Here is a 16,002-nt window from a genome sequence, read left to right on the forward strand (position 1 = left end):
AGGAGCCTGCCATGCTGATTGTTGCCGACGAAAATATTCCGCTGCTCGATGCTTTCTTCGAAAGTTTCGGCGAAATCCGCCGGGTACCGGGACGTTCCATCGACCGCGCCGCCGTCGAACAGGCCGATGTGCTGCTGGTGCGCTCGGTGACTAACGTCAATCGTTCGCTGCTCGAAGGCAGCAAGGTTCGCTTTGTCGGCACCTGCACCATCGGCACCGATCACCTGGACCTCGATTACTTCCAGCAGGCCGGCATTACCTGGTCCAGCGCCCCCGGCTGCAATGCCCGTGGCGTGGTCGACTACGTTCTGGGCAGTTTGCTGACCCTCGCCGAAATCGAAGGCGCCGACCTCACTCAGCGCACTTACGGCGTGGTCGGCGCCGGTGAAGTGGGCGGCCGTTTGGTCAAGGTTCTGCAAGGGCTGGGCTGGAACGTGCTGGTCTGCGATCCGCCACGACAAGCCGCTGAAGGAGGCGATTTCGTCAGTCTCGAGCAGATCATTGAGCAGTGCGACGTCATCAGTCTGCACACACCGCTGAAGAAACACGGTGCCGGATCGACCTGGCATCTGTTCGACAAAAACCGTTTGAACCAGCTCAAACCCGGCACTTGGCTGATCAACGCCAGCCGCGGCCCGGTGGTGGACAACGCCGCCCTGTGCGAGGTGCTGCTGCAACGCGAAGACCTGCAAGCGGTGCTGGACGTCTGGGAAGGCGAGCCCGAAGTCGACGTGGCACTGGCCGAACTCTGCGTGCTGGCGACGCCGCACATTGCCGGTTACAGCCTCGATGGCAGACAACGCGGGACGGCGCAAATCCATCAGGCGTTTTGCGATTTTCTCGGGCAACCGGCGCAGGTCAGTCTGAGTGACTTGCTGCCGGCGCCCTGGTTGTCGCAAGTGTCCTTGCACGCTGACAGCGATCCGGCCTGGGCGTTGGCGATGTTGTGCCGGGGCGTGTACGACCCGCGCCGTGACGATGCGGATTTCCGCCGCAGCCTTGTAGGCAGTGTGAGTGAGCAGCGTGCGGCGTTTGATGTGCTGCGTAAGAACTATCCATCGCGGCGGGAGATTGATGGGTTGCAGGTGCGGATCGAGGGGGATTCGCCTGAGTTGCTGAAGATCGTGGCGGCGTTGGGCGCAACGGCCGTCTAAAAAACCGAGGTGACCCATTCGCGGGCAAGCTCGCTCCTACAAGTTAGGCGCCATTTTCGACATTGCGCCGATTCTGTAGGAGCGAGTGGTGCGGCATCCCGACTTGCCCGCGAACAGTCGCACCACAATTCTGTATCAACGCCCACAAAAAACCCGACCATCAGGGCCGGGTCAAGAAGACGGTGGCTATATCAATCTTGTTTGGCAGGCTTGACCAATCGTTTTTCCAGTTCGCGGCAGGCGTCCTGGATCATGTTTTCAGTGATCGGTACCTCGCGGCCTTTTTCGTCAATGATTGAGCAACCCAGAGACTGATCTGGCTGTGTGCGGATCACTTGAATCTTGTCATCGCTGCTGTGTTGCAAGGACATGGCCTGTCTCCTCATCAGGTTGTGTGCTTACTGTAGAACCGCCAGGTGACCGGGCTGTGACAACTCCCTGCGATCTTCTCGGAGCGGCAATACCAGTCCACCAGAAATACCGCAACGTTGCCACCCGGACTTTAGACCAATAGCGTCTAGGGGCTGGACTTTGCGGTCATAATTAACCTGACTCATTGTGATTTACAGAGTTCCCCCCCCATTGAGCGGTATAGCCGGCCCCTTAACCTGTGAACTGGAAACCCCCGATGCTATCTGCCCGTCACCGCCGCGCGATTCGCCTGGCCAGTCGTTTTCTCGTGCCCTATCGCCGGCAGGCCTTGGGTGCGTTGCTCGCACTGATTGTCACGGCGGGCATCACCTTGTCCATGGGGCAGGGGATTCGGTTGTTGGTGGATCAGGGGTTCATGACCCAGTCACCGCATTTGCTCAACCAGACCATCGGTCTGTTCATGCTGTTGGTGGTGGGTCTGGCGCTCGGCACGTTTGCGCGTTTCTACCTGGTGTCGTGGATCGGCGAGCGGGTGGTGGCCGACATCCGCCGTCAGGTGTTCAACCATCTGGTTTACCTGCATCCGGGGTTTTACGAAGACAACCGCAGCTCCGAGATCCAGTCGCGGCTGACCGCCGACACCACCTTGCTGCAATCGGTGATCGGCTCTTCGCTGTCGCTGTTTCTGCGCAATCTGCTGATGGTGATCGGCGGGATTGTGTTGCTGTTTATCACCAATCCCAAACTCACCAGCATCGTCGTTGTGGCTTTGCCGCTGGTGATTGCACCGATCCTGATTTTCGGCCGACGGGTACGTAGCCTGTCGCGCCTGAGTCAGGACCGGATTGCTGATATCGGCAGCTACGTGTCGGAAACCCTCGGCCAGATCAAAACCGTGCAGGCCTATAACCATCAGGTCCAGGACGAACAGCGATTTGCCGTGACCGTGGAGGAGGCGTTCAACACCGCCCGTAAACGGATTTTCCAGCGTGCCTGGCTGATTACCCTGGTGATCGTGCTGGTGCTGGGCGCGGTCGGCGTAATGCTGTGGGTCGGCGGCATGGATGTGATGGCCGGGCGTATTTCCGCAGGTGAACTGGCCGCGTTTGTGTTCTACAGCCTGATCGTCGGCAGCGCTTTCGGCACGCTGAGCGAAGTGATCGGCGAGTTGCAGCGCGCCGCCGGGGCCGCCGAGCGGATTGCCGAGTTGCTGCGCTCGGAAAACATCATTCAGCCACCGACGACGGGGCTGGTGACATTGCCGGAGCGGGTGACGGGGAACCTGGTGCTGCAAGACGTGCGTTTTTCCTACCCGTCGCGTCCTGAAAGCTATGCTATCGATGGCTTGAATCTGACCATCAAGGCCGGCGAAACCCTGGCGCTGGTTGGACCTTCCGGCGCGGGCAAGTCGACGGTGTATGACTTGTTGCTGCGTTTTTACGACCCGGCCGAAGGCCGCATTCTGCTCGACGGTGTGCCGCTGACTCAGCTCGATCCATTGGACTTGCGCCGCTGCTTCGCCCTGGTCTCCCAATCCCCGGCACTGTTCTTCGGCAGCATCGAAGAGAACATCCGCTATGGCAACCCGACGGCGACGCTGGAACAGGTTCAGGAGGCGGCGAAAATCGCCTATGCCCACGACTTTATCGAGGCGATGCCCCACGGTTATCAGACTCATTTGGGTGACGCAGGCCTCGGTTTGTCCGGCGGCCAGCGTCAACGCCTGGCCATCTCCCGAGCGTTGTTGGTGGACGCACCCATCCTGCTGCTCGACGAGGCCACCAGCGCCCTCGATGCCCAAAGCGAACACCTGATCCAGCAAGCCTTGCCCAGCCTGATGAAAAACCGCACCACCCTGGTCATCGCCCACCGCCTGGCCACGGTGAAAAACGCCGACCGGATTGCAGTGATGGATCAGGGAAAACTGGTGGCGGTGGGCACGCATCAGGAGTTGATTGCGAGCAATGCGCTGTACGCGCGGCTGGCGGCGTTGCAGTTCAATGATGGAAAGACCGAGCTCGATCTCCACCTGTAGGAGCTGCCGCAGGCTGCGATCTTTTGATCTTGGCTTCGAGCCGCAAACAAAAATGCCCGCATCGATCGATGTGGGCATTTTTTTTAGAGCAAGATCAAAAGATCGCAGCCTGCGGCAGCTCCTACAGGTCCGGTATTACCCGTTACTGATCATCAAAATACCGCTCATGCCAGTCCACCAACGGCTGTGGCGAGTTGAGCTTCTGGCCGTAGATCACCGAGTACGACAATACGTTCTGCACGTACTGACGGGTTTCGTCGAACGGGATGCTTTCCACCCAGACGTCGAAGCTCAGGTGATCCGCGCCGCGCAGCCACTGGCGCACGCGACCCGGGCCGGCGTTGTAGGCGGCGGAGGCGAGGACGCGGTTGCCGTTGAACTGGCTGTGCACCTGACTCAGGTAAGCGGCACCGAGCTGGATGTTCTTGTCCGGATCGAACACTTGCTGCGGCGAGGCCAATGGAATGCTGAACTTGCGCGCGGTTTCCTTGGCGGTACCGGGCATCAGTTGCATCAGACCGCTGGCGCCGACACCGGAGCGGGCGTCAACCATGAAGGCGCTTTCCTGACGGGTGATGGCGAACACCCAGCTCGAGTGCAGGCCGCGGACCTTGGCTTCGCGCACCAGGGTTTCGCGGTGGGCCATCGGGAAGCGGATGTCGAGGTCGTCCCAGTACTGCGCCTGGCTGATGGTGCGGATCGCCGGGAAATACCATTTCAGGTCATAGGCCAGTTTTGCCTGGGCGACCATTTCGTCACGGTTGAAATGGCGGCTGACGTGATACCACTCGCGACGACCATCAACGATCTGCCCGCGTGCGTGGAACTCGAGGGCGCGACGCACGCCTGGCGTATTGCGCACTTTGTTGATCAAAGCCTGGCTAAGCACCAGCGGCTTGTTGTTCAGCGAGTACGGCAGCTGCGAGCGGTCGGCGGCGAGGAAACCGTAGAAATCACGCTCACGGGCGAGGCCTTTGTAAAGCGTCTGCGCTTCCGGGTTCTGCGGCTGCGCCAGTTCCAGGCTACGGGCCTGCCAGTAGCGCCAGCGGTTGGTGGTCGCCAGGTCCTGCGGCAAGCGGCGGGTCAACTGATAGGCATCGTCCCAGCGGGCCAGGCGCAACAGCAGACGCAAGCGCCATTCGGACACCGTGTTGTCGCGCAATTCCGGGTCGTACTTGGTCATCACGTCCAGCGCCCGGCTATCAAAGCGACGAGCGAGGGTCAGGCCGATTTCCCGGGCGATCGCGACTTTTTCATCACGGGAGAAATGCATGCTGCTGGCATAACCGTCGAGCAATTCCATTGCCTTGTCCGGGTCTTGTTTGGCCAGGCGGCGCAAGCCGAGGCTGACGATGTCAGACATCGGCTCATCGGCCGGGGTGAAGCGCGACGGCTGGTTGAGCAGCTCGGGTTTCTGCGCCACATCCACCAACAAACGACCGCGCGGGGCGAGGGTGGTCAGGCTGTTGACCAGGCTGTTGGCCAGCGGATAGTTGCGCGACTGAGCGGCAAGCTTCGCGCGCTCCCAGCGTTTCTGTTCGGTCAGTTGGCCTTCGGCAGCCCAGGCGCCAAACAAGCCGTCGCAGGCGGCGGGCAGGGATTTACCGGTCAGCCAGAGTTTGTTCGCGTTGGCGTAGCCTTCGGATTTCTGATTGTGCCCGATCTGGTACTGCGCGTTCAGGCAGTCCAGTTCGGTGAAATTCAGCTTGGGGTCGTAGTACTTGACGAAGGTCGCCCAGTCGCCACGCTCGGCCAGCCAGCGCAACCAGCGCAATTTCATCCAGTTGGCTTGCGGCAGGTCACCGTGTTCGGCGAGAAATTTCTCGATTTCGGCATTGCTCGCGGTTTTCAGGCGCGCGGTCAGTTCGTCGTAGGCCAGGTACGGCTCCAGCGGGTAGTCGCTGAGTGCCTGGCTGTAACGGAAATAGGGACCGGTATCGCCCTTGGCCAGCGCGCGCTTGGCTTCATCGTAATATTGTCGCTGGGTGGACAGGTCCACCGCCTGGGCGGTTTGAACGGCAGTGGCAGAAAGAAGAAAACAGGATAAAAGACTGAAAAGGCGACTGCGCATGAGACGTCCGGGCAGAGAAATCATGACAAGTGCAGGCTTGGGCCGCACTGAATAATCTGTAGCTTAGCCTTTTGCCAGCAGCGGGCGAAAGCTTTGCGGGCCTGTCAGCATCAGTTCGCAACATTTGTCATGCAGAGTGCCGCGAAGGTGAAATTGCCGGCCTTCTGAAGCCTCAAGTCAGGTAGAATGCGCGCCCGGTTTTTGGAGAAGCTCATGACCCTGCTCAAATTCAGCGATGTGTCCCTTGCTTTCGGCGCTATGCCGTTGTTGGACAAGGTGTCCTGGCAGATCGCCCGTGGTGAGCGGGTGTGCATCATCGGCCGCAATGGCACTGGCAAGTCCAGCATGATGAAGCTCGTCAAGGGCGACCAGAAGCCCGACGACGGCTCCGTTTGGCGCGCACCCGGCCTCAAGATTGGCGAATTGCCGCAAGAATTGCCGGTAGCCGACGAGCGGACCGTGTTCGACGTGGTGGCTGAAGGCCTGGACGGTGTCGGCGAGCTGCTCGCGCAGTATCACCACCTGAGCCAGAACATCGTCACCGACGCCGATCTGGACAAACTGATGCACGTCCAGCATGACCTCGAAGCCCGTGACGGCTGGCGTTTGCAGCAACTGGTAGACAGCACTTTGAGCCGTCTGCAGTTGCCGGCCGACAAGACCCTCGCCGAATTGTCCGGCGGCTGGCGTCGCCGCGTCCTGCTGGCGCAGGCGCTGGTGTCCGAACCGGATCTGCTGCTGCTCGACGAACCGACCAACCACCTGGACATCGGTGCAATTGCCTGGCTCGAAGAAGCGCTGAAGGATTTCCAGGGCGCCGTGCTGTTCATCACGCACGACCGTTCCTTCCTGCAGAATCTCGCGACCCGCATCCTCGAACTGGATCGCGGCGGCCTGATCGACTGGAACGGCGACTACGCCAGTTTCCTCGTGCACAAAGAAGCCACGCTGGCCGCTGAAGAAACCGCCAACGCGCTGTTCGACAAAAAACTGGCCCAGGAAGAAGTCTGGATCCGTCAGGGCATCAAGGCCCGTCGCACCCGTAACGAAGGCCGCGTGCGTGCACTGAAAGCGTTGCGCGTCGAGCGCAGCGAACGTCGTGAGCGCACCGGCAAGGCCAACATTCAGCTGGATACCGCTGACAAGTCCGGCAAACAGGTGATGGTCCTCGAGAACGTGAGTTTCGCGCACCCGGGCGGCCCGTTCCTGATCAAGGATTTCTCGATGGTCCTGCAGCGCGGCGACCGTATCGGTCTGCTCGGCGCCAACGGTACCGGCAAGACCACGCTGCTGAAACTGATGCTCAGCGGCCTGCAACCGACCAGCGGCAAAGTGGAAGAGGGCACGCGCATCGACGTGGCGTACTTCGACCAGTTGCGCCATCAGCTGGACCTGGAAAAGACCGTGATCGACAACGTGGCCGAAGGTCGCGACTTCATCGACATCGACGGTCAAAGCCGCCACGTGCTGAGCTACCTCGGCGACTTCCTGTTCAGCCCGCAGCGTGCCCGCACGCCGGTCAAGGCGCTGTCGGGTGGTGAACGTGCGCGTCTGTTACTGGCGAAACTGTTCAGCAAACCAGCGAACCTGCTGGTCCTCGACGAACCGACCAACGACCTCGACGTGGAAACACTCGAGCTGCTGGAAGAGGTCCTGCTGACCTTCAACGGCACTGTGCTGATGGTCAGCCACGACCGGGCATTCCTCGACAACGTGGTGACCAGCACCCTGGTCTTCGAAGGTGAAGGCAAGGTTCGTGAATACGTCGGTGGTTACCAGGACTGGCTGCGCCAGGGCGGCTCGCCGCGCCTGCTGGGCGTGACCGAGAGCAAGTCCGGCAAGGCCGACTTGAACTCTGCCGTCGTTACGGCTGAGGCTGCACCCGTTGCGGCGGCAGTTGAAGCGCCGGTGGCGAAGAAGAAGCTCAGCTACAAGTTGCAGCGCGAGTTGGAAATGTTGCCGGCTCAGATCGAGGCCATGGAACAGCAGATTGCTGTAGTTGAAGCGCAAATGGCGGATGCCGGTTTCTATCAGCGTCCTGCTGCCGAGACGGCTGCGGTGATCGCTCAGTTGGAGCAGTTGCAGGCTGAACTCGACGTGATGGTCGAGCGTTGGGCGGAGCTGGATGCCTGATTGATCCTGCAATAAAAAAGCCCGGCGCTCAGTGATGAGCGCCGGGCTTTTCATATGTAATGCAATCCATTCCCTGTAGGAGCGAGCTTGCTCGCGATGAGCCTGAGAGCGCCGCGCGGTGTCAGGCTTACAGCGTCATCGTTGAAGACCATCGCGAGCAAGCTCGCTCCTACAGTAGCGGTTTTGTATTGTCAGCTTTTGTTTTGAAGGCGCACTGCAAGCACATCGCAAGGCGCACCGTGCAGCACGTCGTTGGCAGTGGAGCCCAGCAATAGCGCCAGACCGTGCCGGCCATGACTACCCACCACGATCAGGTCACAGGTTTGTTCCTTGGCCAGGTGATGAATCTCCTGGCGCGGCTGGCCGTAGGTCAGGTGGCTGTATTCCTTGGAGAGTTCCGGGTACTTCACGATCAATCGGTCCAGTCGCTCCTTGGCCTGATCGAACTGCTGCTGTTGCAGTTGTGACAGGTCCATCGGCACGTCGCCGCCGAAAGCCATGGCCATGGGCTCGACAATGTGCACCAGGGACAACTTCGCGCCATTGCTCACTGACAACTCGCGAGCACGGTGGATGACAGGGTCGCACTCTTCGGTCAGGTCTACAGCGACCAGAATGTGGTTGTAGGGCATGAGGTGCTCCTCCTGAGGATGCAATATTGGTAAGTATGGCTGGTTTCAAGCGCATTGTTTTCAAAGTGACCCAAAGCGCCCATCAAGAATCGGGAGTACAGATATGACGGTCTGGATAGTGGTGTCAATCCTGTTGGTGGTGCTGAGTCCGCTGGCATGGCTGCGACCGTCCCGTGGTCAGAGCGGGCGCATGGCCTTGCGCATGGAGGCGCGGCGCATCGGGCTGGCCATGCAACTGGCGCCTCAGGAGTGGCCGCACTGGCTCAGTCAGGAGCCACCGAGCCCCTGCGCGCAGTACCATCGACCGCGTCGCGGCAATCAGCCGGCGTGCTGGAGTTATTGGCAGAAGTCGCCAGGTGTGTGGGTGAATCAGTGGCAGGAGGTCTGCGAGGATCAAATGCTGCTCAATCATTTCGAAAAATTGCCAGCCAACGTCTACAAGGTCGAAGCGGACAAGCAGATGATCACGTTGTATTGGGGCGAGAAGGGCGAAGCGACGGTTTTGCAACAAATCGATGCCACCCTCAAGGCACTCGCTTGAACACCGACCCCCTGTAGGAGCGAGCTTGCTCGCGATGAGCGCGAGAACACCGCGGGGTGCCAGGCTTCCAGCGTCATCGTTGACGACCATCGCGAGCAAGCTCGCTCCTACACGGCAGGCAATAAAAAGCCCGACATTCATCATCGGGCTGGAGTTGGCCAGGCAGGCCGGTAATTCGCTGTGGGTTGATCTTGCGCCGGGCATTCGCCGACGCGTTCAATTTTTTCCTCAATCTCCCGCCCAGCGTAGCCCGTTAAACAAAGGCTGCCGCGAATTAGGGCGACTTTTCTAACTATTGATTCTATGAATGGCCCCACATGCATCCGTGTGTTGCAGGTACTCGTGGTACGGAAATGACCGGAAAGTCGCGTTTCAACCCGTATTTTGGGCGATTGACAATTGCCGGGAATTCCGTGAAGGTGGCGTACCCAAATCAAACGGGCGTATGAATCGGGCGTTTGCATTGCAGACCGCTCCTACAGAATCCCGACTATCGCGTTGGCGGGTGTGCCGGGTGGATTGGCGTAGCATCGACGTTAAACGTCCTGCCGAGCCATTCGCCTGCGTCCGACGTGTACTGTTCAGCTTCCATATCGTGGAGATCAGTTGATGATTTACGAAGGTAAAGCCATCACGGTTAAGGCTCTTGAAAGTGGCATCGTCGAATTGAAATTCGACCTCAAGGGTGAGTCCGTCAACAAGTTCAACCGTCTAACCCTGAACGAACTCCGTCAGGCCGTAGACACCATCAAGGCAGATGCTTCGATCAAGGGTGTGATCGTCAGCAGCGGCAAGGACGTGTTCATCGTCGGCGCCGACATCACCGAATTCGTCGAGAACTTCAAGCTGCCGGATGCAGAGCTTGTTGCAGGCAACCTCGAAGCCAACAGGATTTTCAGCGATTTCGAAGACCTCAACGTCCCGACTGTCGTCGCGATCAACGGCATCGCCCTGGGTGGCGGTCTGGAAATGTGCCTGGCGGCGGACTACCGCGTCATGTCCACCAACGCCAAGATCGGTCTGCCGGAAGTCAAGCTGGGCATCTACCCGGGCTTCGGCGGTACCGTGCGTCTGCCGCGCCTCATCGGCGCCGACAACGCGATCGAGTGGATTGCCGCCGGCAAGGAAAACCGTCCTGAAGACGCGCTGAAAGTTGGCGCCGTCGATGCTGTGGTTGCTCCTGATAAACTGCAGGAAGCCGCTCTGGAGCTGCTCAAGCGCGCCATCTCCGGCGAGTTTGATTACAAGGCCAAGCGTCAGCCGAAGCTGGAAAAGCTGAAACTGAACGCCATCGAACAAATGATGGCTTTCGAAACCGCCAAAGGTTTCGTGGCCGGTCAGGCGGGTCCAAACTACCCGGCACCGGTTGAAGCGATCAAGACCATCCAGAAAGCCGCGAACTTCGGTCGCGACAAAGCGCTGGAAGTCGAAGCCGCCGGTTTCGTCAAACTGGCCAAGACCTCTGCCGCGCAGAGCTTGATCGGTCTGTTCCTGAACGATCAGGAACTGAAGAAAAAGGCCAAGGCCTACGACGAAATCGCCAAGGACGTGAAACAGGCTGCCGTATTGGGCGCCGGCATCATGGGTGGCGGTATTGCTTATCAGTCGGCCTCCAAAGGTACGCCGATCCTGATGAAGGACATCAACGAGCACGGCATCGAGCAAGGCCTGGCTGAAGCCGCCAAGCTGCTGGTGAGCCGCGTTGATAAAGGTCGCATGACGGCGGCGAAAATGGCTGAAGTGCTCAACGGCATTCGTCCAACCCTGTCCTACGGCGACTTCGGTCACGTGGATCTGGTGGTCGAAGCGGTCGTCGAGAACCCGAAGGTCAAGCAAGCCGTTCTGGCCGAAGTCGAAGACAAGGTCAAAGAGGACACCATCCTCGCGTCCAACACCTCGACCATTTCCATCACCTTGCTGGCCAAGGCCCTCAAGCGTCCGGAAAACTTCGTCGGCATGCACTTCTTCAACCCGGTGCACATGATGCCGCTGGTGGAAGTGATTCGTGGCGAGAAGTCCAGCGAGCTGGCTGTGGCCACCACCGTTGCCTACGCCAAGAAAATGGGCAAGAACCCGATCGTCGTCAACGACTGCCCGGGCTTCCTGGTCAACCGCGTACTGTTCCCGTACTTCGGCGGTTTCGCCAAGCTGGTCAGCGCCGGTGTGGACTTCGTCCGTATCGACAAGGTCATGGAAAAATTCGGCTGGCCGATGGGCCCGGCGTACTTGATGGACGTGGTCGGCATCGACACCGGCCACCACGGTCGTGACGTGATGGCTGAAGGCTTCCCGGACCGCATGAAAGACGACCGTCGTTCGGCTGTCGACGTGCTCTACGAAGCCAAGCGCCTGGGCCAGAAGAATGGCAAGGGCTTCTACGCCTACGAGACCGACAAGAAGGGCAAGCAGAAGAAAGTCGCCGATCCGTCGGTGCTGGAAGTGCTCAAGCCGATCGTTTTCGAACAGCGCGAAGTCACTGACGAAGACATCATCAACTGGATGATGATCCCGCTGTGCCTGGAAACCGTGCGTTGCCTGGAAGACGGCATCGTCGAAACTGCTGCCGAAGCCGACATGGGTCTGGTCTACGGTATTGGTTTCCCTCCATTCCGTGGCGGTGCGCTGCGTTACATCGATTCGATCGGTGTGGCAGAGTTCGTTGCCCTGGCTGACCAGTACGCTGATTTGGGCGCGCTGTACCACCCGACCGCGAAGCTGCGTGAAATGGCCCAAAACGGTCAGAGCTTCTTCGGTTAAGCGCCCCCAACTAGAGTGAGAGTGAATATATGAGCTTGAATCCTAGAGACGTCGTGATTGTCGACTTCGGTCGTACTCCGATGGGCCGCTCCAAGGGCGGCATGCACCGCAACACCCGCGCCGAAGACATGTCGGCGCACCTGATCAGCAAATTGCTGGAACGCAACGTCAAGGTCGACCCGAACGAAGTTGAAGACGTGATCTGGGGCTGTGTGAACCAGACCCTGGAGCAGGGCTGGAACATCGCCCGCATGGCATCGCTGATGACTCAGATCCCGCACACCGCTGCCGGTCAGACCGTCAGCCGTCTGTGCGGCTCGTCGATGAGTGCGCTGCACACTGCCGCGCAAGCGATCATGACCGGTAACGGTGACGTGTTCGTGGTTGGTGGCGTCGAGCACATGGGCCACGTGAGCATGATGCACGGTGTCGATCCGAACCCGCACATGTCGCTGTACGCGGCGAAAGCCTCGGGCATGATGGGCCTGACCGCTGAAATGCTGGGCAAAATGCACGGCATCACTCGCGAACAACAGGATGCTTTCGGCGTGCGCTCCCACCAACTCGCCCACAAGGCGACCGTGGAAGGCAAGTTCAAAGACGAAATCATCCCGATGCAGGGCTACGACGAAAACGGTTTCCTGAAACTGTTCGACTACGACGAAACCATTCGTCCGGAAACCACCCTGGAAAGCCTGGCGGCATTGAAGCCAGCGTTCAACCCGAAGGGCGGCACCGTGACAGCCGGTACTTCGTCGCAGATCACTGATGGTGCTTCGTGCATGATCGTGATGTCGGCGCAGCGTGCACAGGACCTGGGCATTCAGCCTCTGGCGGTGATTCGCTCGATGGCAGTGGCAGGTGTGGACCCGGCGATCATGGGCTATGGTCCAGTACCGGCGACACAGAAAGCACTGAAGCGCGCAGGTCTTGGCATTAACGATATCGACTTCTTCGAGCTCAACGAAGCTTTCGCCGCACAGGCCCTGCCAGTGCTGAAAGATCTGAAAGTGCTCGACAAGATGAACGAGAAGGTTAACCTGCACGGCGGCGCGATCGCCTTGGGTCACCCGTTCGGTTGCTCCGGTGCGCGTATCTCCGGCACCCTGCTGAACGTGATGAAGCAAAATGGCGGCACCTTTGGGGTAGCCACCATGTGCATTGGTCTCGGCCAAGGCATCTCCACCGTCTTCGAACGCGTTTAAGCGTTTCGTTGATGGAAGCCGGGGCCAAGTGCCCCGGTTTTTGTTTTTCCGGATTTATTTTTGTTTTTATTTTGAAAAGATTTGAGTGAGGGCCAAACCATGCCGATACAACCTGGGCTCTACCAACATTACAAAGGTCCGCAGTACCGCGTTTTCAGTATTGCGCGGCATTCGGAAACCGAAGAAGAAGTGGTCTTCTACCAAGCCCTGTATGGCGATTACGGCTTTTGGGTGCGTCCCTTGAGCATGTTCCTGGAGTCGGTCGAGGTTGACGGCGAACAGGTGCCACGCTTTGCTTTGGTGCAAGCCGAACCGAGCCTTTTTTCGAAGCCATAAGCTGAGTGCGCGCAAAACCCTGCGCTTGACCTCACCTTGTAGCCACTATATATAGCGGTGCCGCGTCAGGCGCCAACCGCCTTTCACTTCTAGAATTCAGGAATTTTCTGATCCATGGGCAAATCGCTGGTCATTGTGGAATCCCCGGCTAAGGCCAAGACCATCAACAAGTATCTGGGTAACCAATACGTGGTGAAGTCGAGTATCGGCCATATCCGAGACCTGCCCACCAGCGGTTCGGCTAGCGCCAGCAAAGAGCCAGCCGCCAAGCGCGGCAAGGCCGCCGCGGGTGAAGGTCCGGTGCTCACGCCGAAAGAGAAAGCGCGCAAGCAGCTGGTCTCGCGCATGGGTGTCGATCCCGATCATGGCTGGAAAGCCAAGTACGAGATCCTCCCGGGCAAGGAAAAGGTCATCGAAGAGCTGCGCCGGCTCGCCAAGGATGCTGACACCATCTATCTCGCAACCGACTTGGATCGCGAGGGGGAAGCCATTGCCTGGCACCTGCGCGAAGCCATCGGTGGTGACGACAGCCGCTACAAGCGCGTGGTGTTCAACGAAATCACCAAGAAGGCGATCCAGGAAGCCTTCTCCAAGCCGGGCGAGCTGGACATCGACCGCGTCAACGCCCAGCAGGCGCGTCGTTTCCTCGACCGCGTGGTGGGTTACATGGTTTCGCCGCTGCTGTGGGCCAAGATCGCCCGTGGCCTGTCCGCCGGTCGTGTGCAATCGGTTGCCGTGAAGCTGGTGGTCGAGCGTGAACGTGAAATCCGTGCGTTCAACCCGGAAGAGTACTGGGAAGTCCACGCCGACCTCGGCACCGCGAAGGGCGCCACCGTGCGCTTCGACGTGGCTCGTGAGAAAGGCGAGGCGTTCAAGCCGTTGAACGAAGCCCAGGCCATGGCCGCGCTGGAGAAGCTCAAGGCTTCCAGCTACAGCATCGTCAAGCGCGAAGACAAGCCGACCAGTAGCAAACCGTCGGCGCCGTTCATCACATCCACCCTGCAACAGGCCGCAAGCAACCGCCTGGGCTTCGGTGTGAAGAAAACCATGATGATGGCCCAGCGTTTGTACGAAGCCGGCTACATCACTTATATGCGTACTGACTCCACCAACCTCTCGGCCGATGCCGTGACGATGGCGCGTACTTATATTGAAGGCGAGTTCGGCAAGAAGTACCTGCCGGAAAACCCGAACGTCTACAGCAGCAAGGAAGGCGCACAAGAGGCTCACGAAGCGATTCGTCCGTCCGACGCCAACACCGAGCCAAGCAAGCTGTCGGGCATGGAACGTGATGCAGAGCGGCTCTACGAGCTGATCTGGCGCCAGTTCCTCGCTTGCCAGATGCTGCCGGCCCAATACCTGTCGACCACGGTCACCGTCGGTGCCGGCGATTTCGAGCTGCGCGCCAAGGGCCGCATCCTGAAGTTCGACGGTTACACCCGCGTCATGCCGCAAATCGCCAAGCCTGGCGATGATGACGTGCTGCCGGACATGGCCCAGGGCGACGCGATGAAGCTGATCAAGCTTGATCCGACCCAGCACTTCACCAAGCCGCCGGCGCGTTACTCGGAAGCGAGCCTGGTCAAAGAAATGGAAAAACGCGGCATCGGTCGTCCTTCGACCTACGCGGCGATCATTTCGACCATCCAGGACCGCGGCTACGTGGCGCTGCACAACCGTCGCTTCTATTCGGAAAAGATGGGTGACATCGTCACCGAGCGTCTGTCCGAGAGCTTCTCCAATCTCATGGACTACGGCTTCACCGCCGGCATGGAAGAGAACCTCGATGACGTGGCCCAGGGCGAACGCGACTGGAAAAACGTGCTGGACGAGTTCTACGGCGACTTCAAGAAAAAGCTCGAAGTAGCCGAAAGCGCCGAAAACGGCATGCGTGCCAACCAGCCGGTGATGACAGACATTCCGTGCCTGACCTGTGGCCGACCGATGCAGATTCGTACCGCATCGACCGGCGTATTCCTCGGTTGCTCGGGTTACAGCCTGCCGCCGAAAGAGCGCTGCAAGGCTACCGTCAACCTGGTGCCGGGCGATGAAATCGCGGCGGACGACGAGGGTGAATCGGAGTCGCTGGTTCTGCGCGGCAAGCATCGTTGCCCGATCTGCAGCACCGCGATGGACGCTTACCTGCTCGACGAGAAGCGCAAGCTGCACATCTGTGGCAACAACCCGGATTGCGACGGCTACGAAATCGAAGAGGGCACCTATCGCATCAAGGGCTATGAAGGTCCGAGCCTGGAATGCGACAAGTGTGGCAGCGAGATGCAACTCAAAACTGGCCGTTTCGGCAAGTTCTTCGGTTGCACCAACGCAACGTGCAAGAACACCCGTAAACTGCTGAAAAGCGGTGACGCGGCGCCGCCGAAGATGGACCCGGTGAAGATGCCTGAGCTGAAATGCGAAAAGGTCAACGACACCTACATCCTGCGCGACGGTGCTTCCGGTCTGTTCCTGGCGGCGAGCCAGTTCCCGAAAAACCGCGAGACCCGTGCTCCGCTGGTCATGGAAATCGTGCCGCACAAGGATGAGATCGATCCGAAGTATCATTTCCTCTGTGAAGCGCCGAAGAAAGATCCGGACGGCCTCCCGGCGGTGATCCGTTACAGCCGCAAAACCAAAGAGCAGTACGTTCAGACCGAAGTCGACGGTAAGCCTACCGGGTGGAAAGCGTTCTATGATGGTGGCAAGTGGAAGGTCGAGGACAAGCGACCGGCTGCGAAGGCTTAAAATCGCAAGACCTTGTAGGAGCGA

The 16,002-nt window shown here is 59.4% G+C and carries 11 protein-coding genes; 8 read left to right on the plus strand and 3 right to left on the minus strand.

Annotated features, from left to right (window positions below):
- The first annotated feature begins 11 nt into the window (after positions 1–11).
- Positions 12–1,154 (plus strand): 4-phosphoerythronate dehydrogenase PdxB, encoded by a 1,143-nt coding sequence (gene pdxB / locus ACA066_RS09395; protein WP_497698982.1) that lies wholly within the window; start codon positions 12–14, stop codon positions 1,152–1,154.
- Between the two features lie 191 nt (positions 1,155–1,345).
- On the opposite strand, the gene ACA066_RS09400 is transcribed toward pdxB, so the two are convergent.
- Positions 1,346–1,525 (minus strand): PA1571 family protein, encoded by a 180-nt coding sequence (locus ACA066_RS09400; RefSeq protein ID WP_017337549.1) that lies wholly within the window; start codon positions 1,523–1,525, stop codon positions 1,346–1,348.
- A gap of 257 nt (positions 1,526–1,782) precedes the next feature.
- On the opposite strand from ACA066_RS09400, the gene ACA066_RS09405 reads away from it, so the two are divergent.
- Positions 1,783–3,561: an ABC transporter transmembrane domain-containing protein gene (locus ACA066_RS09405; protein ID WP_497698983.1), complete on the plus strand. Its 1,779-nt coding sequence runs from the start codon at positions 1,783–1,785 to the stop codon at positions 3,559–3,561.
- Between the two features lie 142 nt (positions 3,562–3,703).
- Here the strand turns inward: ACA066_RS09405 and ACA066_RS09410 are convergent, their stop codons facing one another.
- Entirely contained in the window at positions 3,704–5,632 is a 1,929-nt protein-coding gene (locus ACA066_RS09410; protein WP_497698984.1) for a transglycosylase SLT domain-containing protein, read from the minus strand.
- A gap of 213 nt (positions 5,633–5,845) precedes the next feature.
- On the opposite strand from ACA066_RS09410, the gene ACA066_RS09415 reads away from it, so the two are divergent.
- Entirely contained in the window at positions 5,846–7,765 is a 1,920-nt protein-coding gene (locus ACA066_RS09415) for an ATP-binding cassette domain-containing protein (RefSeq protein ID WP_497698985.1), read from the plus strand.
- A 191-nt stretch (positions 7,766–7,956) separates the two neighbouring features.
- Here ACA066_RS09415 and ACA066_RS09420 read toward each other — a convergent pair whose 3' ends face one another.
- On the minus strand, positions 7,957–8,397 hold the full coding sequence (locus ACA066_RS09420) for a universal stress protein (RefSeq protein WP_008028495.1): 441 nt from the start codon (positions 8,395–8,397) through the stop codon (positions 7,957–7,959).
- A gap of 103 nt (positions 8,398–8,500) precedes the next feature.
- On the opposite strand from ACA066_RS09420, the gene ACA066_RS09425 reads away from it, so the two are divergent.
- From ACA066_RS09425 to topA, 5 genes are all read left to right on the plus strand, one after another.
- Positions 8,501–8,938, plus strand: a complete 438-nt coding sequence (locus ACA066_RS09425) for a hypothetical protein (protein ID WP_497698986.1) — start codon at positions 8,501–8,503, stop codon at positions 8,936–8,938.
- Between the two features lie 609 nt (positions 8,939–9,547).
- Positions 9,548–11,695 carry a fatty acid oxidation complex subunit alpha FadB gene (fadB, locus tag ACA066_RS09430; RefSeq protein WP_497698987.1) on the plus strand — a complete coding sequence of 716 codons (2,148 nt, stop codon included), beginning with the start codon at positions 9,548–9,550 and terminating at the stop codon, positions 11,693–11,695.
- A 29-nt stretch (positions 11,696–11,724) separates the two neighbouring features.
- A complete protein-coding gene (fadA, locus tag ACA066_RS09435; protein ID WP_008028488.1) occupies positions 11,725–12,900 on the plus strand; it encodes an acetyl-CoA C-acyltransferase FadA in 1,176 nt (391 codons plus the stop codon).
- A gap of 99 nt (positions 12,901–12,999) precedes the next feature.
- Complete coding sequence (locus ACA066_RS09440) at positions 13,000–13,236, plus strand: DUF1653 domain-containing protein (protein WP_046047845.1); 237 nt, start codon at positions 13,000–13,002, stop codon at positions 13,234–13,236.
- Positions 13,237–13,350: 114 nt separating this feature from the next.
- A complete protein-coding gene (gene topA, locus ACA066_RS09445) occupies positions 13,351–15,978 on the plus strand; it encodes a type I DNA topoisomerase (RefSeq protein ID WP_497698988.1) in 2,628 nt (875 codons plus the stop codon).
- The last annotated feature ends 24 nt before the right edge of the window (positions 15,979–16,002 follow it).

The sequence above is a fragment of the Pseudomonas sp. LBUM1651 genome (genome assembly GCF_059716135.1).